This is a genomic window from Actinobacillus vicugnae, from assembly GCF_901687125.1.
Classification (GTDB): domain Bacteria; phylum Pseudomonadota; class Gammaproteobacteria; order Enterobacterales; family Pasteurellaceae; genus Actinobacillus; species Actinobacillus vicugnae.
In genome coordinates, this window is sequence record NZ_CABFJY010000006.1 from 1 (window position 1) to 18,611 (window position 18,611).

The 18,611-nt window shown below is 39.5% G+C and carries 20 protein-coding genes; 7 read left to right on the forward strand and 13 right to left on the reverse strand.

Annotation, left to right across the window (positions count from 1 at the left end; translation table 11 throughout):
- Nucleotides 1–224: 224 nt before the first annotated feature.
- From F8M47_RS01750 to ulaG, 8 genes are all read right to left on the reverse strand, one after another.
- Entirely contained in the window at nucleotides 225–740 is a 516-nt protein-coding gene (locus F8M47_RS01750; protein ID WP_150538507.1) for an Hcp family type VI secretion system effector, read from the reverse strand.
- Between the two features lie 578 nt (nucleotides 741–1,318).
- Nucleotides 1,319–2,464, reverse strand: a complete 1,146-nt coding sequence (gene lldD, locus F8M47_RS01755) for an FMN-dependent L-lactate dehydrogenase LldD (RefSeq protein ID WP_150538508.1) — start codon at nucleotides 2,462–2,464, stop codon at nucleotides 1,319–1,321.
- A 343-nt stretch (nucleotides 2,465–2,807) separates the two neighbouring features.
- Nucleotides 2,808–3,521: an L-ribulose-5-phosphate 4-epimerase gene (locus F8M47_RS01760; protein WP_150538509.1), complete on the reverse strand. Its 714-nt coding sequence runs from the start codon at nucleotides 3,519–3,521 to the stop codon at nucleotides 2,808–2,810.
- Nucleotides 3,515–4,375 carry an L-ribulose-5-phosphate 3-epimerase gene (locus F8M47_RS01765; protein WP_150538510.1) on the reverse strand — a complete coding sequence of 287 codons (861 nt, stop codon included), beginning with the start codon at nucleotides 4,373–4,375 and terminating at the stop codon, nucleotides 3,515–3,517. The genes F8M47_RS01760 and F8M47_RS01765 overlap by 7 nt, the downstream gene beginning before the upstream one ends.
- Nucleotides 4,376–4,398: 23 nt before the next feature.
- Nucleotides 4,399–4,650, reverse strand: coding sequence for a ferredoxin (locus F8M47_RS12340; protein ID WP_208790021.1), 252 nt, complete (start codon nucleotides 4,648–4,650; stop codon nucleotides 4,399–4,401).
- A 95-nt stretch (nucleotides 4,651–4,745) separates the two neighbouring features.
- Nucleotides 4,746–5,081 carry a hypothetical protein gene (locus tag F8M47_RS12025; RefSeq protein WP_167509590.1) on the reverse strand — a complete coding sequence of 112 codons (336 nt, stop codon included), beginning with the start codon at nucleotides 5,079–5,081 and terminating at the stop codon, nucleotides 4,746–4,748.
- 64 nt (nucleotides 5,082–5,145) lie between these two features.
- The gene (gene ulaR / locus F8M47_RS01775) at nucleotides 5,146–5,892 is read right to left on the reverse strand and encodes an HTH-type transcriptional regulator UlaR (protein ID WP_150538511.1); all 747 of its coding nucleotides are present in this window, start codon (nucleotides 5,890–5,892) and stop codon (nucleotides 5,146–5,148) included.
- A gap of 94 nt (nucleotides 5,893–5,986) precedes the next feature.
- The gene (ulaG, locus tag F8M47_RS01780; protein ID WP_150538512.1) at nucleotides 5,987–7,078 is read right to left on the reverse strand and encodes an L-ascorbate 6-phosphate lactonase; all 1,092 of its coding nucleotides are present in this window, start codon (nucleotides 7,076–7,078) and stop codon (nucleotides 5,987–5,989) included.
- A 489-nt stretch (nucleotides 7,079–7,567) separates the two neighbouring features.
- Between ulaG and F8M47_RS01785 the strand changes: the two genes are divergently transcribed.
- The 3 genes from F8M47_RS01785 to F8M47_RS01795 all read left to right on the forward strand — a co-directional run bounded on the left by F8M47_RS01785 (nucleotide 7,568) and on the right by F8M47_RS01795 (nucleotide 10,643).
- Nucleotides 7,568–9,376 carry a PTS ascorbate-specific subunit IIBC gene (locus tag F8M47_RS01785; protein WP_150538513.1) on the forward strand — a complete coding sequence of 603 codons (1,809 nt, stop codon included), beginning with the start codon at nucleotides 7,568–7,570 and terminating at the stop codon, nucleotides 9,374–9,376.
- A gap of 72 nt (nucleotides 9,377–9,448) precedes the next feature.
- Nucleotides 9,449–9,916, forward strand: a complete 468-nt coding sequence (locus F8M47_RS01790) for a PTS sugar transporter subunit IIA (RefSeq protein WP_150538514.1) — start codon at nucleotides 9,449–9,451, stop codon at nucleotides 9,914–9,916.
- Nucleotides 9,917–9,962: 46 nt separating this feature from the next.
- Nucleotides 9,963–10,643, forward strand: a complete 681-nt coding sequence (locus tag F8M47_RS01795; protein ID WP_150538515.1) for a 3-keto-L-gulonate-6-phosphate decarboxylase UlaD — start codon at nucleotides 9,963–9,965, stop codon at nucleotides 10,641–10,643.
- Between the two features lie 76 nt (nucleotides 10,644–10,719).
- On the opposite strand, the gene F8M47_RS01800 is transcribed toward F8M47_RS01795, so the two are convergent.
- Complete coding sequence (locus tag F8M47_RS01800; protein WP_150538516.1) at nucleotides 10,720–11,121, reverse strand: glycine zipper 2TM domain-containing protein; 402 nt, start codon at nucleotides 11,119–11,121, stop codon at nucleotides 10,720–10,722.
- Between the two features lie 254 nt (nucleotides 11,122–11,375).
- Here F8M47_RS01800 and F8M47_RS01805 point away from each other — a divergent pair, with 254 nt between their 5' ends.
- The 3 genes from F8M47_RS01805 to F8M47_RS12195 all read left to right on the forward strand — a co-directional run bounded on the left by F8M47_RS01805 (nucleotide 11,376) and on the right by F8M47_RS12195 (nucleotide 12,959).
- Nucleotides 11,376–11,882: a TetR/AcrR family transcriptional regulator gene (locus F8M47_RS01805; protein WP_150538517.1), complete on the forward strand. Its 507-nt coding sequence runs from the start codon at nucleotides 11,376–11,378 to the stop codon at nucleotides 11,880–11,882.
- A 211-nt stretch (nucleotides 11,883–12,093) separates the two neighbouring features.
- Nucleotides 12,094–12,405: a helix-turn-helix domain-containing protein gene (locus tag F8M47_RS01810; protein WP_150538518.1), complete on the forward strand. Its 312-nt coding sequence runs from the start codon at nucleotides 12,094–12,096 to the stop codon at nucleotides 12,403–12,405.
- Between the two features lie 344 nt (nucleotides 12,406–12,749).
- Nucleotides 12,750–12,959: a pyridoxamine 5'-phosphate oxidase family protein gene (locus tag F8M47_RS12195; RefSeq protein ID WP_244298039.1), complete on the forward strand. Its 210-nt coding sequence runs from the start codon at nucleotides 12,750–12,752 to the stop codon at nucleotides 12,957–12,959.
- A gap of 352 nt (nucleotides 12,960–13,311) precedes the next feature.
- Here the strand turns inward: F8M47_RS12195 and F8M47_RS01820 are convergent, their stop codons facing one another.
- The 3 genes from F8M47_RS01820 to F8M47_RS01830 all read right to left on the reverse strand — a co-directional run bounded on the left by F8M47_RS01820 (nucleotide 13,312) and on the right by F8M47_RS01830 (nucleotide 15,617).
- Nucleotides 13,312–13,653 (reverse strand): cyclophilin-like fold protein, encoded by a 342-nt coding sequence (locus F8M47_RS01820; protein WP_150538519.1) that lies wholly within the window; start codon nucleotides 13,651–13,653, stop codon nucleotides 13,312–13,314.
- Between the two features lie 55 nt (nucleotides 13,654–13,708).
- Nucleotides 13,709–14,284 carry a DapH/DapD/GlmU-related protein gene (locus tag F8M47_RS01825; RefSeq protein ID WP_150538520.1) on the reverse strand — a complete coding sequence of 192 codons (576 nt, stop codon included), beginning with the start codon at nucleotides 14,282–14,284 and terminating at the stop codon, nucleotides 13,709–13,711.
- Between the two features lie 199 nt (nucleotides 14,285–14,483).
- Complete coding sequence (locus F8M47_RS01830; protein ID WP_150538521.1) at nucleotides 14,484–15,617, reverse strand: alpha/beta hydrolase; 1,134 nt, start codon at nucleotides 15,615–15,617, stop codon at nucleotides 14,484–14,486.
- 145 nt (nucleotides 15,618–15,762) lie between these two features.
- On the opposite strand from F8M47_RS01830, the gene F8M47_RS01835 reads away from it, so the two are divergent.
- Nucleotides 15,763–16,647, forward strand: a complete 885-nt coding sequence (locus tag F8M47_RS01835) for a LysR family transcriptional regulator (protein ID WP_150538522.1) — start codon at nucleotides 15,763–15,765, stop codon at nucleotides 16,645–16,647.
- Between the two features lie 144 nt (nucleotides 16,648–16,791).
- On the opposite strand, the gene F8M47_RS01840 is transcribed toward F8M47_RS01835, so the two are convergent.
- Nucleotides 16,792–18,597: a monovalent cation:proton antiporter-2 (CPA2) family protein gene (locus F8M47_RS01840; protein WP_150538523.1), complete on the reverse strand. Its 1,806-nt coding sequence runs from the start codon at nucleotides 18,595–18,597 to the stop codon at nucleotides 16,792–16,794.
- Between the last annotated feature and the right edge of the window lie 14 nt (nucleotides 18,598–18,611).

Here is an 18,611-nt window from a genome sequence, read left to right on the forward strand (position 1 = left end):
GATTAAAACTCGCCAGCTCTAATTCTAAACGAAATAACTGTGAAAGCCCTTCTTTTAACACAAAACTCACTACATCAAATTCCGTCTCGCCATTAACCTTGAGGCTGTAGCGGTAATTGGATTGTACTGTCATGTTGTTCCTATCATAAAAAGTAATTTGCTATATCATACAAAAAACCCCCAGCAAGGTAAATGCAAGGGGTTGAATGTTTATTAAACAAATATCAAACTTGTGGTTTACGCCAGTCGTCTGAACCAGATGTACCTGAAATTGTGTGATCCCAGTTAATTTTACGATAACTCATACTCACTTCTAATAATTGAGTATAAGGTGCGTTACTTGGATCCTGTGCATTTGGCATAATTAAATTCATATTAACAATAATTGCATCTTCCAATACTGTTGAGAAGAATTCTTCTTGTCGACCATCAATTGATGTACGGAACCATGTTACTTCTACTTTTGGTAACATTTCACCTGAAGCTAATGCGTTATACATTAATGGTACAGCTTTATTAAGTGCACATGTAAATTTAAACGCTTGATGTACACGCTGACCCGATGGCTGGCCCGATTGTGGATCAGTTGGTACAGTCACGATATGACTGATTGCTTGCGCCATGATTTCATCTTCATGACCTTCAACATATACATTACCTACTGAATCTTCAGTAAATGCGCCTGCTGTGATTTTTCCTTGGTTGCTACCTTCAATAGAAATAAAAGCTGGTGTTGGCATAATAATCTCCTAAAAATATGGTATAAAATAGACTGTCTTTGTAAAAGACAGTCCAATACTAAGCAGAAATTGTTCAACCTTCTACTAAAAAATTTATTTTTATCTCTTTTTTTTCAACTTTCTGGCAAAAAATTGCCAAAATTACATATTACCCTTTCGAATGATTAACTCGCTATAAATCATAATAACAAGCTAGACTGCCATAATCTGAATTTTCATCAATGCAAATAATGACGTTGTTGTGCATTTTCCTCTTCACTAAAGCGATAACTCCTTAGTTTACACTAACAGTGTGACAAACTTTTGCAAGCAAAAACATTTAATAAAATGGGACCAGAAATAAATTTTCTTTACTCAAATTTAGCTTAGGAAGTGTACGCTATATTAAATATTGATGGATTTTGAAATGGCAGGAAAAAATTAAGTACCTAATATGGTACTCGGTAGTGTTTTTGAATTTGATAGTATTCTTTTATTCAGATGACCTACCATGTTGCGCTGCACCCTAATGATTGTACGATATACCCAATTGGTTAGGGTGCATTTTTATGACAGGATACTAAGACCAATCATTAAATTTATAATTTTGTTAAGTCCACTAACGCATCACGAGTAATGTCGCTGATTTTTTGGTTGCTGGTGAGCGTCATTGCTACGTGCATTTCTCGTTTGAAAATATCTAACATATTTTCTACACCTGCTTTTCCTGCCGCACCTAGTGCATAAACAAACGCGCGACCTAGCATCGTTGCATCAGCACCTAATGCCAACATACGCACGATATCTAAACCGTTACGAATCCCCGAATCAGCAAGAATTTTTATATCACCTTTTACTGCGTCTGCAATTGAAGGCAATGCTCTTGCGCTTGATAATGCGCCGTCTAACTGACGACCACCATGGTTTGAAACCACAATACCATCTGCACCAAAACGCACCGCATCTTTTGCATCTTCAGGATCTAAAATGCCTTTAATCACCATCGGACCATCCCAGAAATCACGAATCCACTCTAAATCTTTCCATGAAATTGAAGGGTCGAAGTTTTCACCTAACCACACTACATAGTCATCTAAGCCAACAGGTTTACCTGTATAAGCTGAAACGTTACCAAGCGTATGCGGTTTTCCTTTCACGCCTACATCCCATGCCCAGAATGGATGAGCCACCGCTTGTAGCGCACGGCGAATTTCTTTGTAGTCACCACTCATACCAGAATGGCGATCACGATAACGCGCACCTGGAGTTGGCATATCTACAGTAAACACAAGGGTTGAACAGCCTGCCGCTTTTGCTCGCTCTAACACGTGTCGCATAAAGCCACGGTCTTTTAACACATAAAGTTGGAACCATATTGGGCGTTTAATAGCCGCAGTTACTTCTTCAATTGGGCAGATTGATACGGTTGAAAGCGTAAACGGAATCCCTTTATTTTCGGCCGCTTGTGCCGCTTGCACTTCGCCACGACGAGCGTACATTCCACAAGCCCCAACAGGTGCAAGCACCGCAGGAATAGCGAGTTTTTCACCAAATAATTCAATCTCAGTATCAAGCTGGGACATATCTTTTAACACGCGCTGACGCAATGCAAGATCGGCGAGATCAGTCACATTGCGTTCTAGAGTACGCTCTGCGAATGATCCGCCGTCTGCATAATGAAACATAAATGGAGGAACACGGCGACGTGCGGCTTCACGATAATCATTGGCTGATGAAATAATCATTTTAACCTCTTTTCTTCTAAATATTCTGGAGTTGATTTTAATGCGAATAATTAATATTTAGATTTTAGATCAAAAATGTTAGTGAAGATATAACAAGATGTGAATTTTTTGTAAAAATGTGCGAAAGATCACACAAATTGATGAGATTAGTGGATAAATCACCCGAAAATGAAAGAAAATCGCTCGCTTTTTATGATCTGGTTTCATTTGCCCAAAAGCAGCCAAATTTGACCGCTTATGCTAAATAAAAACCACGGAATGTGCAAATTACCCTGAAATAGCTTCAAGTAATATACACATCCCGTGGCTAGATATTGGTAAAATTCAGCAGCAATTTGACCGCTTATTGCCCATAGTAGGCATTCGCTCCGTGCTTACGTAGATAATGTTTATCTAGCAATTCTTGTTGCATTGAACCAATATTAGGACGGATTTGGTGGCTGACAAAATTCATATACGCCACTTCTTCCAACACCACTGAATTATGCACCGCATCGTGTGCATCTTTACCCCAAGTGAAAGGACCATGTGAATGCACCAATACACCTGGCACCATATCTGGGTTAATACCACGTTTACGGAAAGTTTCTACTACCACTTTCCCTGTTTCTAATTCGTATTCACCCGCAATTTCTTCTGGCGTCATACGGCGAGTGCAAGGCACTGAGCCATAGAAATAATCGCCTTGCGTTGTACCTAATGCCAAAATATCTTCACCTGCCTGCGCCCATGCGGTGGCATGACGTGAATGAGTATGTACCACACCGCCAATATTTGGGAATTGGCGGTAAAATTCTAAATGCGTTGCAGTATCTGATGACGGTTTTTTGTCGCCAAAAACACGGTTGCCTTGCAAATCGACAAACACAATATCTTCTGGTTGCATGGTTTCATATTCCACACCAGATGGCTTAATTGCCACATAACCTGTTTCACGGTTGATTTCACTCACGTTACCCCAAGTAAAAGTGACTAATTTATACTTTGGTAATTCAAGATTAGCTTTGAATACACGATCGCGCATTGCGAGTAATTTTGGAGATAATTCTGTTAGCATTGGAAACCACCCTCTTTCATTTTTTGTTCAATCCAACGGCGAGCATTAATAATCTCCGCAATTGGTTCTTCCGCCTTTTCCGTCCACATTTCGATTAAAAATGCGCCACGATAATTTAATTTAGCTAAAATCTCAAAGAAGCCTTTAAAGTCCACACAACCGTCGCCAAATGGCACATCACGGAATTGCCCCTTGCAGGTTTCGGTTACTTTGTAAGTATCTTTTAAATGAATTGCTGAAATTTTATCAATGCCTAAAGCAAATTCTGCTTCAATATCATCATTCCACGCTGAAACATTACCAATATCAGGATACACGGTAAACCATGGTGATTTGATAAGCTCATCCCATTTCTTCCAACGCTTAATTGAGCTCATAAACTGGGTATCCATAATTTCTACTGCTAGCGTAACTTGGTTGCTAGCAGCAAGTTCGGTTGCCCATTCTAAGCCTTGCTGGAAGCGTTGAATTGTGCCTTCATCTTGTTCTTCGTAATACACATCGTAACCCGCTAACTGAATGGTACGAATGCCTAAATCGACCGCAAGTTGGATTGCCTTTTCCATAATTTCATAGGCTTTTTGACGAGTCGCTTCATCACGAGAACCAAATGGAAAACGGCGATGACCAGATAAACACATTGACGGAATAGTCACGCCAGTATTGATGATCGCTTTAACTAATTCGATACGTTCTGCTTTGCTCCAATCAAGGCGGGCTAACCGTTCGTCTGTTTCATCTACTGACATTTCAACAAAATCAAACCCACACGCTTTGGCAATCGAGAGTCGATCTTGCCAAGAAATGTTTTTTGGAAGTGCTTTTTCATAAATGCCTAATTTGTGTTTTCTCATAGAAAAGACTCCTTACATGCTGATTATTCTTTTTTAATAGAACCAAAATCTCGTTTTCCTCTGCTACCATTACTTAAAGAATGAGTTATTTCTTCTTCTGCAAAGGCTCTAATTACACAATCAGACAATGGATAAGTTGTGTCCATTAAAAAATATCCAAGCTCTACATCATAATCATCTAAAAATTCATTATCCGAAGTATCCACTTTCCCACTTAATAATCTACAAGCACTTGCTAAGTGCTGCACCAGCTCTACTTGAATAAGGATAGTCAAAACCAGCTTCTTCAGCTGCATCTAAAATATATTGGTTAGGACGGCATTTAAACTTAACATTTAAAAATGTTTCATGAATTATATATTCAACCATTCTATTCTCCATTTTTCTCACAAATAGAAAAAACCTTATCATAAATAATTTGGTACTCATTGCTATTTACACCTAATAAACTAACGATAGTTTTTTCTGAGAAAGCATTAATGACTATTTTATGCTTATAGTTTCCATTTATCTCGTAAGTATAACGATTATCAATCTTGAAATATGAAAAACTGTTAAAATATTTCGGTATTTCAATAAAAAAACAGTTAGTTAAAGTTTTTATATCATTATTATTTACTGATACAACTCTTTTATATTTTAATCCGTCATTAGCTAATAGATTATGAGTAAAAAATAAAATCAAAAAAAATGGTGATTTTTTCATAGATATCTTCTTATAAACAAGCTCTGTTGATGGACAGTGTTGTATAAGAAAAGTTTTATTTAAGCTAAACCAAAATGATATCTAAGCCATTAGCTTTTAATTCTTGAATAATATCGGGATCAGCCTCTTTACCTGTAATAAGCAAGTCAACTTTACTTATTCCTTTAAATAACATACCAATTTCCGTGCCAAGTTTAGTACTATCTAGCAACACCACGTATTTATTTGCTTTCGATGACATTTGTGCTTCGGAATTGGCGATAATCATATCGGTTTTAAATAAACCTTCATGGGTAAAGCCTTTACCACTGGTAAACATAATGTTTGCCGCATAGGTAAATTCATTTTGCTGATTGAGCGAAAGTGTAATCTTTTTATTTTTATTATATTGCCCGCCCATAATCACAAGATCTTCGTGCTGTTGCTCAATCAAATAATTCGCAAGCGGTAGAAAATTAGTCATAATTTGCACTTTCTGTCCGCATAATTCCTGCCCGAGCAATTGCATCGTGGAACCACAAGTCAATAAAACGCTATCTCCTTCGTGGCATAACTTACTGGCCGCTTCGGCAATACGACGTTTTTCTTCAAAATTATTAATCGGTTTATCTTTTTCTAATGAACGCTGTGGCGTAATTGCTTCTGCGCCGTTACGCACTTTGCGTAATTTATTTTGTTCACTTAATTTGTTGATATCTCGTCTAGCTGTAGCTGGCGAAATATTTAATAAATTAATAATTTCTAGCGTAGAAAGCATTTGTTTTGCTTCTAACAAGGCTAATAATTTCTTGTGTCTAAAACTTTCATTCATGACTATATTCCCTTTTCATTCTTTTTAACGCTTTAAATCATGAACATTTACTAAAGAAGCCACTCCTAACGAATTAAGAGTGGCTTAACTTCAATTAAAGCATAGATTTAAATTGAATATTTGGTTCTTGCTCGAAGCAATCATCAAAGCCACGTGGATGGTGGTATTCAATTAAGTCTTTATCACGTGGATAAACATATTTACCACCAACTTCCCAAATAAACGGATGGAATTTATATTGTAAGCGATCTTTACGCATACGCCATAAATCAATGATTTCTTGCGTGCTTGCCATAAAGTTTGTCCAAATATCGTGGTGTACTGGAATAATGACTTTGGCGCGTAAACATTCCGCCATACGCAGTAGGTCAATCGACGTCATTTTGTCTGCGATACCTACTGGGTTTTCACCATAGTTATTTAATGCCACATCAATATCAAATTCTTTACCATGTTTCGCAAATTGGATTGAATAGTGTGAGTCTGCACCATGGTAAATATTCCCGCCTGGGGTTTTGAATACATAGTTTACAGCTTTGCGGCCCATTTCTTCATCTGAAGGGCATAAGCCTTTTAATTCACCGCCACGTTCTTCCGCACCTTCAACAGGTAAAGTCACTAAGCAAGTGCGGTCGAATGAATCTAATGCGTGAATTTCTACGTCTTTAATTTTTACCACATCACCTGGTTTTACAATAATAATGCGATCTTCTGGTACGCCCCATTTTTTCCATAATTCACCACAGTGCCAAGGACCAACAAATTTCACATGATTTAATTTAGGATTATTAACTATCGCCGCTGCTACGTTGATGTCAATATGGTCGCTATGATAGTGAGAGGCAAGGATGAAATCCACTTCGTTGATCGCAAATGGGTCTAATACCATTGGTTGCGCACGGAGGTTTGGTTGTAATTTGCGTACGCCCGCCATATTTGCCATTTGGTGACCACGCACCATATCTTTTACTTTCTTAGTGGACTTACCACGGCTACACCATAAGTCCATACAAATGTTTGCACCTGCAGGTGTTTTAATCCACACGCCTACGCAGCCCAGCCACCACATAGCAAAGTTGCCTTCTGGCACAACTTCTTCTTCGATTTCTTCGTTAAGCCAAGTCCCCCACTCAGGAAAGGTAGAGAGGATCCAACTTTCACGTGTGATTTCATTAACGTTAGCCATAGTAATCTCCTGGTTTATTTTATTTAAAGGAAAAGGAATAGACGAATAATTTAATCATATATAATCATAAATAATCATACGCTTTTGTAAAACGCTTTTTATCAAAAATGTGATCTACCTCTAATTTTTTCCTTAATTTTGCATAAACAGAAATGATTGCTATTTGCCTCAAATCTAAAAAATCAAATGATAAACTAAATTTTACTAAATAAAATCAATAAGTTATAAAAATATAATGTTTTATTATTAAAAATATTATGATCCATTTTTTAACAAATGAACACAAAAATCATCAAAATGTAAAATAAAATGTGATCTTTCTCACAAATAATCAAAAATAATCTTTTTAGAAATACTATAACTGTTTATCATTTGTGCCGTAGGTATAGATATGCCTATATATTTTTGACTTTAACTTAACCAATCTAAAAATAGCGAGATCTTCCAAATCTCATCATTATTACTCAACATATAAAAGAGAGGCTCACTATGGATACAGTAATGAGTATCTTTATGGCAATTAATGACCAAATACTTTCTAAAGCACCGCTGTTACTCGGTCTTGTCGCTTGTATCGGTTATATTTTCCTAAAAAAAGATTCAACCACCATCCTCAAAGGAACAATCAAAACCATTGTTGGTTTTATGCTAGTGCAAGTTGGTTCTGGTACACTTGTACAAAACTTTAAACCTGTTATTGAAGGTTTATCCAAATATCACAATCTTAAAGGGGCTGTAATCGATCCTTATACTAGCTGGCAAGCAACAATGAGTACCATGGGTGATGCTTATGCGTACGTGGGCTATGCAGTAATTCTCGCCTTATTCCTTAATATCCTACTTGTATTATTCAGACACTTCACAGGTATCCGTACTATTATGCTTACAGGGCATATTATGTTCCAACAAGCGGGCTTAGTTGCTGTAGTATTCTGGGTGCTTGGTTCAAAACCGTGGGAAGTGGTGGTTTATACCGCTATTCTTATGGCACTTTACTGGGGTATCTTCTCTAATATGATGTACCAAGCCACACAACAAATTACAGGTGGTGCTGGTTTCTCAATCGGTCACCAACAACAATTTGCGTCTTGGTTAGCAGCAAAAGTTGCACCCAAATTAGGTAAAAAAGAAGAAACCGTTGATAAGCTCAACTTACCTAAATGGCTACATATTTTCCACGACAGTATCTCAGCCACTGCGATTGTTATGACCGTATTCTTCGGTATTATCTTGATGTCATTCGGTTTAGATAATCTTCAACAAATGGCAGGTAAAACGCACTGGACGATTTATATCTTTGAAACAGGTTTAAAATTTGCGGTAGCGATTCAAGTTATCGTACTTGGTGTGCGGATGTTTGTGGCTGAATTATCAGAATCATTCAAAGGTATTTCAGAGCGCTTAATTCCAAATGCGGTATTAGCCATTGACTGTGCAGCAACTTATGCCTTCTCACCAAATGCGGTAGTATTCGGCTTCATGTGGGGTGCAATTGGTCAATTCGTTGCGGTAGGTGCATTAATTGCTTACCAACAATTTGGTGGTGATGCTTCTGCGGCAGTATTAATTATCCCTGGTTTTATCCCAATGTTCTTCTCTAACGCAACTATCGGCGTATTCGCAAACCATTTCGGTGGCTGGAAAGCCGTGATGAAAATCTGTTTCGTCATGGGGATCATCGAAGTGCTTGGTTCGGCATGGGTAGTTAGCTTAATTACTAGCACAGAAGCTGGTGCAGGCTTTAACGGCTGGATGGGTATGGCAGACTGGGCGTTATTATTCCCACCAATTATCCAAGGTATGTTCTTTAGCCCTGCGGGCGCAACCTTTGTATGTATTGCCTTAGCGCTCGTTTATATGGCATTTGCAGGTAAACAGTTACGTGCAGACGAAAAACGTGCGAAAGCAGAAGGCAAAACCGTTGACCAATTATATGGTTTCGGCGACCCCGTTGAACAAGAAACAGAACCAGCACAAACAACGGAAAATACAGCGGAAGGAGATGCAAAAGCAGTACGCATCTTAGCGGTTTGCGGTTCTGGTCAAGGCTCATCAATGATGATGAAAATGAAAATTAAACAATACCTTGATAAACGTGGTATCCCAAATGTGATGGATTCATGTGCGGTAACCGACCATAAAGGTAAAGTAGGTTCAGTAGATATCATCGTATGTTCTAAACACTTACAAAATGAGATTGTGGCAAATGATCATATCTCAGTATTAGGCGTACAAAATATGTTGAACCCAAATACCTTTGGTGAAGAGTTATTAGCTCTTATCAAAAAATATCAATAACTCTCAAGGCCGCCTTTCACAGCGGAGGCGGTCACTTCGATTTAAACCTATCTAAATGAAGGAAGCAAAGCTATGTTAAAAGAATCGCTTATTGAAAATAACTCAATCCTTTTAAATCAAAGTGCTACGGACTGGAAAGCCGCCATTAAACTGGGTACTAATCTATTAGAAAAAGCAGGTGCAATTGAACCTCGTTACTATACCAGTATCATTGAAAACATTGAGAAAATGGGGCCTTATATCATTCTTGCACCAGGTCTTGCGATGCCACACGCTCGCCCTGAAGAAGGCGTGATTAAAACCTCATTTGCGCTCGTTACACTCACAGAACCCGTTTACTTTGATGGAGAGGATGAACCTGTTTCAGTATTTGTTACGTTAGCAGGTAGCGATTCAGATAAACATATGGAAGGTTTAATGGAAATTACCCAAATGTTGGACGATCCAGACAGCGACACAGGCGTCAATCTTGAGAAAATCCTGCGTTGTCAAACGAAAGAAGAGGTATATGCCGTGATCGATCAGGCGCTAGAGGGCTAATTACAAGCGGTCAAATTTTTCCCCAAATTTCCAAAAGGAACAAAATATGTCAAAACCATTACTACAAATTGCATTAGACTCATTAAGTTTAGAAAAAGCGGTTGCCGACGCGAAACAAGCAGAAAGCGTAGTTGAAATTATTGAATGCGGTACGATTCTCGCTTGTGCCGAAGGTATGAAAGCCGTGTCCACCTTACGCGCATTACACCCAAATCATATTATTGTATGCGACTTAAAAACCACCGACGGCGGTGCAATCCTCGCTAAAATGGCATTTGAAGCAGGCGCAGACTGGCTAACCGTTTCAGCTGCCGCCCACCCAGCAACCAAAGCAGCGTGTAAAAAAGTAGCGGATGATTTCAACGCAGCCCACCCAGAACTCAAAGTGAAAAAAGAGATTCAAATCGAAATTTACGGCAATTGGACAGTAGAAAAAGATGCGAAAGAATGGGTTGAGTTAGGCATAAAACAAGCTATTTACCATCGATCTCGTGATGCAGAATTAGCAGGCAAAGGCTGGACAACTGAAGATGTAGAATTAATGAAACAACTTTCTGCACTCGGCTTAGAATTATCCATTACAGGTGGTATCGTGCCAGAAGACATTCACCTCTTTAAAGAAATCAAAAACGCCAAAGCCTTTATCGCAGGGCGTGCTTTAGTAGGCGAAAAAGGTAAACAAACCGCCGAAGCCATTCGCGCAGAAATTGACAAATACTGGGCATAACTTCGCCATAAGCAAGCGGTCAAATTCCCTAAATGTTTTGCAAAATCTTTTGGAAATTTGACCGCTTGTTTGTTAATTAATCATCTTCATGATGGCGATGTTTTTTATAGTGCCCACGGTGATGCCCGTAGTCTCTGTGTGCAATCTTATGATGTTTTTTATCATAGTCTCGATGATGACGTTCTGCACGGTGGTGCTTTTTATAGCGGCGTTCGTGATGCTCCGCATGGCGACGCGCTGAACGATAACGTTCATCACGTTCTTTTTCAATTTTATGTGCATTCCATTGGCTACCCACCACACCACCTAATGCTGCGCCAGCAACGGTTGAAGTAATATCTTGCCCTGTAACAGCACCAGCTACCCCACCAAGCACTGCGCCAACCGCTGTATCATGTTGTGAACGATTCAATGCGTGTGCAGTAACTGAAGTTGATAACAAGGCAATCATTAAGCCTTTGATGATTACTGATTTCATAAATACCTCGAACTCTCCAATTTCAAGTTGTTAAACACAAAAATAAAAAAATAATAAGCATAGTGATAAATTTATGGCGCCTATTTTCAATATTGCACCTAAGCTCGTCAAGCCTAGAAAAGCTAACTGAAACAATAAGATAGATCTGTAACAGCAATAAAAATTTTTTGAACTTTTTTGTTTTTACGGCAAAAGCACGAACTTCATTTATAGATTTGCCTCTAACACAGGCAAGATAAGAAAGGGATAACAAGATGAAAAAAACTGTGAATGATGTAGTAAAGGAAAGTATCACAGAGGCGCTGTTACGTTTAATGCAACAGAAAGATTTTTACACGATTACCGTTACCGAACTAACGAATTTAGCTGGCGTGAGTCGAGTTTCCTTTTATCGTAACTTTGGTTCGAAAGAAGATGTGCTAATTAAACATATGTATGAGCGTTCCATCGCAACCTTTGCTAAGTTACAAACGACTAACGTGCGTGAACGCCTTATTGGCTTATTTAAAGTTACCGACGAACTAGGTGATATTTTAGATCTGCTCTACGCCCAACAGCTATCACACCTCTTTTTGCAATATTTTGCTCTCACAATTGGTGCGAAACCAGAACAGCCCAATCCTGAGGCGTTTCAAAACTCAATCATGGTGGGAATTTGCTTTGGTGCATTAGATGAGTGGATAAAAAGAGGCAGGCAAGAAAGCCCCGAACAAATGGTGGATTTGCTCCAAGAAGTGGTAAAACGTTGCTTGGCTGAATAGCCTATTCACCTTGCTGACAGACTGTATAAGGTTTGACCTTAAATTACAAAACTTGACTTTTCTGAAAATTCAAGTACATTTTAGTATTTCTGCGACCAAGATCGAAAAAGCAATGATTGCGAAATGCAATATTAGCCATTATTCGATATGGTTGCGACCTAAATAAATTTGCTATCTATAAATTGGTCGCAGTATAACAACGAGGTCCAAAATGAAAGAAACAAATCTGGATGTAGTACTTGAGCAACAACCTTCACTTGAAGAGAAAAAACTTAAACTTCGTCAAGCTCTGGCAGAGGTAAATGTCGAACTCAAGTTAAGCCATTTGCGTGAAGAACTACATATAACGCAACAAGAACTCGCTCATAAACTTAATATCAGCCAACCGTCTGTTGTCGCTTTGGAAAAACGAGGTAATGACATAAAATTATCTTCAATCCAACGTTATATCGACGCAATCGGGGGCAAAATCCATTTAGCAGTCTCCCTGCCTACTGGTAAATCTGTGATTTACCGTCTTTAACGAATAAAATTTTCTAGTTAATCAAGCGGTTTAATTTCACTTAACTTTTACAAGTAATAAGTGAAATTAAACCGCTTATTTTTTACTGCCCACTCACTCTATAAACCTGTTGAGCCACATTGTGGCTCTGTTTTCGTGCTCTCAGATATAACAATATTTTTGGATTTCGCCCAGCTCCACTTCTTTAGAAAAACGGGATTAGGAAGATTTGATGACGAGAGTGATTGGAGACAAGCGGTCTAATTTTGCTTAAAATTTACTAAAATCAGCGAGGTTCATAAAATCTATTTTTAGTAAGTTAGATAAAAAATACCTAATTAAACGAAAGAAAAACAGGAAGCAAAATGCAACAAAATAAAATTCGTCGTAAAGACCGTGCCGTTAACGATTATCAGCAAATGCTAGAAATTATGCGCCAATGCGATGTGTGTCGCTTGGGCTTTCAGGAAGAACAGGGCGTATATATTCTGCCGTTAAATTTTGCGTTTCGGCAGGAAGGTGAGCAGTTGGTGCTTTATTTTCACAGTCATCAAAAGGGCAAAAAATTGACCTAATTAAACAACAGAACATCGCGGGCTTTCAAATGGATCGCAAACATGAAATCGTGCGTGCCGATATTGCTTGTCATTACTCATTCCGCTACCAAAGCATTATTGGCAATTTGAAGAAAATGAACTCAACAAAATTGCCGTGATAAAGCTGATCGTCACTGAATGGGCGTGTAAAGAACATTGATTTTTACTACTCTAGTCACTTGTAGCCAATTGTGTAATCAAATCTCCCCTACCCCCGCTTTCCTAAAGAGGGGGATCTGCAAAACCTTCGAGAAATTCGACCGCTTGTTCTCTACTGCCGTGCGTAGTTACGAGGTTGCTCTACGAGCCTGTTGATAAAGTTAATAGAAGCTTATTTCTGTGCTAACGACACTGTGATATTGCCTGCGCCTAATACCGCTTTTAATTTATCTGCACCACTAATTTTTCCTAGTCTTGTATAGCGATAAGGGGTGTTGAAATTTTCGTAGAAAATAACCAACGTATCGCCTTGCCATAGCAAAATATCGCCTGTTTGAATTGAAGCTACCGCTTGATCAGAATCGGTCAAATTTTGTGGTAATTCTGCAAATTTCTCGTTACGCAAATGATCTTGCATTTTTAATGTAAGTGGTAATAGTTTTTCTAGCTGTCTCGCTGCCTGTGTTGAAGCAAGTTCTGCTTCAAAGGTTTGAGCTCCAATCGTGATTTGCATGGTTTTCCCTTGTGTAAAAGTGCTGAAAAAGAGACTAAAAATCAGTAAAAACAGGTTAAATTTCATTATTTACCTCAGTAATTGACTTAACCACTTTGGCTGGAATGCCTGCCACAATACTATTTGCTGGTACGTCTTTAGTAACTACTGCGCCCGCAGCCACAATTGCATTTTCGCCCACCGTTACCCCTGCTAAAATGGTAGCACCTGCGCCAATCCACGCATTTTTCTTGATGACAACAGGTTTAGCAATCACACCACGCCGAGCTTGCGGATCGCTTGGGTGATTGACGGTAATGATATTCACTCTTGGGGCGAGCAATACATCATCTTCCAACGTAATACCGCCTAAATCAGTAAACACGCAGGCGGTGTTAATAAATACATTTTTGCCAATACGAATATGGCGACCAAAATCGCTATACAACGGCAAATTTACATGCAAGCTTTCATCAATATCGGATTGGGTAATATCCGCTAAAATCGCACGAACTTGCGCAGGTGTTTGATATGTTCCTGATAGTTCAGCGATTTTAGGCGCATTCTCAGCGACAATTTTATGAATTTCGTCAAAGATCGCGCTACCTTTTGGAATCAGCGTATCTAGTGGTAAATCAAGGGCATATTGCATAGAGTTCTCCAATAGAGACGCCACGCTTGGCGCTCTTGTAAAAATCATGGAGAATTTAACCGCTTATCTCCAATCACTATCAAATCTCCCTACTCCCTCTGTTCTGAAGAGGGAGCTGATGTAACCCGATAACATTGTTTACATCAATGGATCGTAAGATGCGTTTGCTAACGCACTATTTTCCTTGTCAGTTATACCACTATTTCAAATTCGCTTTAAAGAACTGTTCAAATTTATCGTATGGGATTTTGCCTGCAACATCATCATATAAATCCGTATGCGAAGCCCCTTCAACAATCACTAATTCTTTATTTTTGCTACCTAACGCTTTAAACGCATCTTCTCCGAAATAGCGAGAATGTGCTTTTTCGCCATGTACCACTAAAGCTGGAGCGTTCAATTCTGCTGCATATTGCAAAATTGGCATATTGATCAAAGGTAAAAAGCCCGTTGTCGTCCACGAGTGTTGTGGATTTGAGTTTACCGAACGTGGGTGAAAACCACGTTCCGTACGGTAGAAATTCGCATATTCTGCAAAGAATTTTGGGGTTTCAGCCGTAATATCTTTTTTCGGATCAAGGTTATTGGCAGGCAATAAGGTTGCGTAGTCATCTTTCATCGCTTCCCAGCGAGCATTGTTAAGGTTTTCTTTCATTTTGTAACGTGCTTCAGCGGACTGTGCAGGCACGCGATCGTATTGCCCTTTTGGATCTAACTTGATTTCGTAACCGTTTGCATTCACTCGGCTCATATCGTACATTGTGCTCACTGCCACTGCTTTCACACGTGTATCTGAAATTGCAGCATTTAACGCAAAACCGCCCCAGCCACAGATGCCTAAAACGCCAATTTTTTCACGATCAACGTTATCCAGCGCTCCTAAAAAATCAACGGCTGCTGAAAAATCTTCAGTATTAATTTCAGGTGACGGCACATTACGTGGCATACCTGAGCTTTCGCCCGTAAACGAGCCATCAAATGCGACAGTGATAAAACCACGTTCTGCTAAATGCTGTGCATACAAGCCTGAACTCTGCTCTTTTACTGCGCCAAATGGACCGCTTACTGCAATCGCAGGTAATTTATTACCTTTAGCATTTTTCGGTACATATAAATCACCGACTAACGTAATGCCATAACGGTTTTTAAAGGTTACTTTGCGGTGTTCAACTTCGTCAGATTTCGGGAAAATTTTGTCCCATTCTTGGGTGAGTTGAATAGTTTGAGCAGGAACTTCCACTACTGGTGTCGATTGCGGTAAATTTGCCATTGCATTGCCTCCAATTAGCGTTGAACCAAGTAAAATTGCGGTTAATTTGTTGCGAATTTTCATGTTGCTTTCCTCAAATAGTTCAAAATATGCAGCTATTATAAAACGCATAAATAAGATGATAATACACAAAATTTCGCTAACATTTATGCATATAGGTTCTAAATAAGTTAGAATAGCGGTTAAATTTCCTTCACTTTTTACGCCTATGCTTCAACGAGAAAACTACAACGACCTATACGCTTTTTTATGTGTTGCACGAGTGCAGAACTTTACTAAAGCGGCAACTCAACTCGGTATTTCCCAATCCGCATTAAGCCGTACGATTAAACAATTGGAAGCCCGTTTAGGTGTGCAATTGTTTGCTCGTACTACGCGCCGACTATCGCTTACCCAAGCAGGCAATCAGCTTTTTCAGACCGCAGAGCAGACCTTCAGCAAGCTCGAGCACGAATTAGCAATGTTAGGGTATTATCGTGATACGCCTTCAGGTTTGGTACGCATTACCGCTTCACAATATGCGGTAGACAAAGTGTTATTACCCAAGCTCGCCAAATTTAAAACTCATTACCCCGATATTCAGTTAGAGCTCATTAGCGATACGGCTTTTTCCGATATTATTTTAGAACGGTTTGATGCAGGCGTGCGGTTTGGCAATTTAGTAGCGGAAGGTATGATTGCGGCAAAAATTAGCAATGATGAAGAAATGGCGGTGGTGGGTTCACCTGATTATTTTCGTCAATTTGGCTTCCCAAAAACGCCAGATGATTTAGCGTATCATCAATGTTTAAATTACCGTTATGCCAGCGGAGCAATGTATGACTGGGATTTTGTGGTAGATGGAAAAACGATACAAATCAAAACCCAAGGGCAATGGACATTTTCCAATGATTATTCGATTCGAGATGCTGCAAAATTGGGACTAGGCTTAGGGTATGTTTGCAAAGATTTAGTTCAGAAAGCTTTAGAAAAAGGCGAGTTAGTGCAGGTGTTAAAAGAATATAGCTATACCTTCACGGGCTTTCATCTGTACTACCCTCATCGCAATGTTTCTCCTGCGCTGAAATGTGTGATTGATACGTTGAGGGAGTAACTTACGTTGGCTTCTCTAGTAGAGACGCCACGCTTAGCATCCTTGTAAAAATCATTAGAAATTTAACCGCTTGTACCCAATCGCTATCGCAATCAAATCTCCCTACCCCGCTTTCCTAAAGAGCGGGGGATTTTGGGATAGCCTTTATTCTCGATCTAAAATTTTCTGGATTTCAGCCATGATTTCTTGGTCTTGTTCGAGGGCGATGCGATACATTTCTTCGTTTTTGAATTTTTCAATTTTTGGATCATACACTTCCGACATTAACTTCACGCTGTGGCGGTCTTTGCCGAAGTACATATTACCGATTTCATGCACTTTATCCGCATCAATACCTAGTTCTCGTAGCGCTTGTTTACCTGCACGCAATGCACCATCGAAAGTTTCACGCACTTCAATATCTGCACCTGATTGCACCAATTCATAAACGTGATAGCGGTCGTAAGCACGTGCGATAATTTTGATATGTGGATTTACACTACGTGCATATTTGACAATCTCTAACGCTTGTTTTGGATTATCAATTGCCACAATCAACATTTGTGCAGTCGCAATGCCCGCCGCTTTGAGTAAATCAGGGTGAGCACCGTTACCATAGTAACTTTTCACACCACGTTTTTTCATCCCCGCAATCAGTTTTGAATCTAATTCAATAATAGTTGGGTGAAAGCCTGTCATTTGTAATAAGTGATTTACAATTTGTCCGAAGCGCCCTAAACCAACCAAAATAATTGGATTTTGTTCTTCGATATGATCATCAGGTTGTTCGTCCACCATTTTTTTCAAACGTGGTGCAATAAATTTTTGGCTCAACACAATCATTAATGGCGTAAACACCATAGATAGCACCACAATTGCAGTCATATTGGCATGTACCGTGTCATCGATCACCTTTTGAGCGTGTGCCGATGCAAATAATACAAAGGCAAATTCGCCCCCTTGCGCCATGACAATGGCGCGGTCGTGAGCATCCGCATTATTACTACCTGATAAACGTGCTACCACAAAAATTACCAAGCCTTTTAATAACATCATTAACACCACACCAGATAAAATCAGCCCAAGGTTATCCCATACTACATTAAGATCGAGTGACATTCCCACGGCGAGGAAGAACAAGCCAAGCAGTAAGCCTTTAAATGGGTCGATATCCACTTCTAATTGGTGGCGGAAACTTGAGGTTGAAAGCAACACGCCCGCTGCAAATGCGCCCATTGCGGCAGAAAGCCCACTCACTTCCATTAATAATGCAGAACCTAGTACCACAAACAGCGCAACCGCCGTCATCATTTCTCGAATTTTGGTGCGAGCTAACATTTTGAAGAATGGATTTAACACCTTAGTGCCAATCACCAATAAGAACGCAATGGCTAACAATGCAATGCCGATTTTCTGCCAAATTGGCGTACTGGCTTCCGCACTATGTAACGGCGAAAGGAATGCAACCACAGCGAGTAATGGCACGATCAACATATCTTCAAACAGCAAAATAGAGACCATTTTACGCCCACGGTTTGAGGTCATTTCGCCTCGCTCGCTTAATACCTGCATTACAATTGCTGTAGAAGTGAGCACAAAGCCTGAAGCGCTTACAAATGCTACTTGCCATGCATAACCAAATGCCATAACTAAGCCAGTAAGCGCAATAGCAGCTCCGACAACTTGAAAGCTACCCAGCCCGAAAATATATTTACGCAACCCCCATAAATGTGAAGGTTGCATTTCGAGTCCCACTAAAAACAGAAACATCACTACGCCTAATTCGGCGACGTGTAAAATCGTTTGTGGATCGGTAAATAGCCCAAAGCCGAATGGGCCAATCGCCAAACCGCCTGCTAAATATCCTAATACCGAGCCCAAACCAATTCGTTTAAAAATAGGCACTGCAATAATCGCAGCTCCTAATAAAGCAACAACACTGGTCAATTGACTTGCGCTTTCTGCAGCCATTTTTCCCTCCAATG

What these genes read in the sequence shown, in the direction of transcription:
- ulaR (WP_150538511.1), bottom strand. Translation starts at nt 5,892, where the DNA reads ATGAATGAAAGTTTTAGACACAAGAAATTATTAGCCTTGTTAGAAGCA.
- F8M47_RS01830 (WP_150538521.1), bottom strand. Translation starts at nt 15,617, where the DNA reads ATGAAAATTCGCAACAAATTAACCGCAATTTTACTTGGTTCAACGCTA.
- F8M47_RS01820 (WP_150538519.1), bottom strand. Translation starts at nt 13,653, where the DNA reads ATGCAAATCACGATTGGAGCTCAAACCTTTGAAGCAGAACTTGCTTCA.
- F8M47_RS01825 (WP_150538520.1), bottom strand. Translation starts at nt 14,284, where the DNA reads ATGCAATATGCCCTTGATTTACCACTAGATACGCTGATTCCAAAAGGT.
- F8M47_RS12025 (WP_167509590.1), bottom strand. Translation starts at nt 5,081, where the DNA reads ATGAAAAAATCACCATTTTTTTTGATTTTATTTTTTACTCATAATCTA.
- F8M47_RS01785 (WP_150538513.1), top strand. Translation starts at nt 7,568, where the DNA reads ATGGATACAGTAATGAGTATCTTTATGGCAATTAATGACCAAATACTT.
- ulaG (WP_150538512.1), bottom strand. Translation starts at nt 7,078, where the DNA reads ATGGCTAACGTTAATGAAATCACACGTGAAAGTTGGATCCTCTCTACC.
- F8M47_RS01760 (WP_150538509.1), bottom strand. Translation starts at nt 3,521, where the DNA reads ATGCTAACAGAATTATCTCCAAAATTACTCGCAATGCGCGATCGTGTA.
- lldD (WP_150538508.1), bottom strand. Translation starts at nt 2,464, where the DNA reads ATGATTATTTCATCAGCCAATGATTATCGTGAAGCCGCACGTCGCCGT.
- F8M47_RS12195 (WP_244298039.1), top strand. Translation starts at nt 12,750, where the DNA reads ATGCAACAAAATAAAATTCGTCGTAAAGACCGTGCCGTTAACGATTAT.
- F8M47_RS01810 (WP_150538518.1), top strand. Translation starts at nt 12,094, where the DNA reads ATGAAAGAAACAAATCTGGATGTAGTACTTGAGCAACAACCTTCACTT.
- F8M47_RS01750 (WP_150538507.1), bottom strand. Translation starts at nt 740, where the DNA reads ATGCCAACACCAGCTTTTATTTCTATTGAAGGTAGCAACCAAGGAAAA.
- F8M47_RS01790 (WP_150538514.1), top strand. Translation starts at nt 9,449, where the DNA reads ATGTTAAAAGAATCGCTTATTGAAAATAACTCAATCCTTTTAAATCAA.
- F8M47_RS01795 (WP_150538515.1), top strand. Translation starts at nt 9,963, where the DNA reads ATGTCAAAACCATTACTACAAATTGCATTAGACTCATTAAGTTTAGAA.
- F8M47_RS01805 (WP_150538517.1), top strand. Translation starts at nt 11,376, where the DNA reads ATGAAAAAAACTGTGAATGATGTAGTAAAGGAAAGTATCACAGAGGCG.
- F8M47_RS01800 (WP_150538516.1), bottom strand. Translation starts at nt 11,121, where the DNA reads ATGAAATCAGTAATCATCAAAGGCTTAATGATTGCCTTGTTATCAACT.
- F8M47_RS01835 (WP_150538522.1), top strand. Translation starts at nt 15,763, where the DNA reads ATGCTTCAACGAGAAAACTACAACGACCTATACGCTTTTTTATGTGTT.
- F8M47_RS01765 (WP_150538510.1), bottom strand. Translation starts at nt 4,375, where the DNA reads ATGAGAAAACACAAATTAGGCATTTATGAAAAAGCACTTCCAAAAAAC.
- F8M47_RS01840 (WP_150538523.1), bottom strand. Translation starts at nt 18,597, where the DNA reads ATGGCTGCAGAAAGCGCAAGTCAATTGACCAGTGTTGTTGCTTTATTA.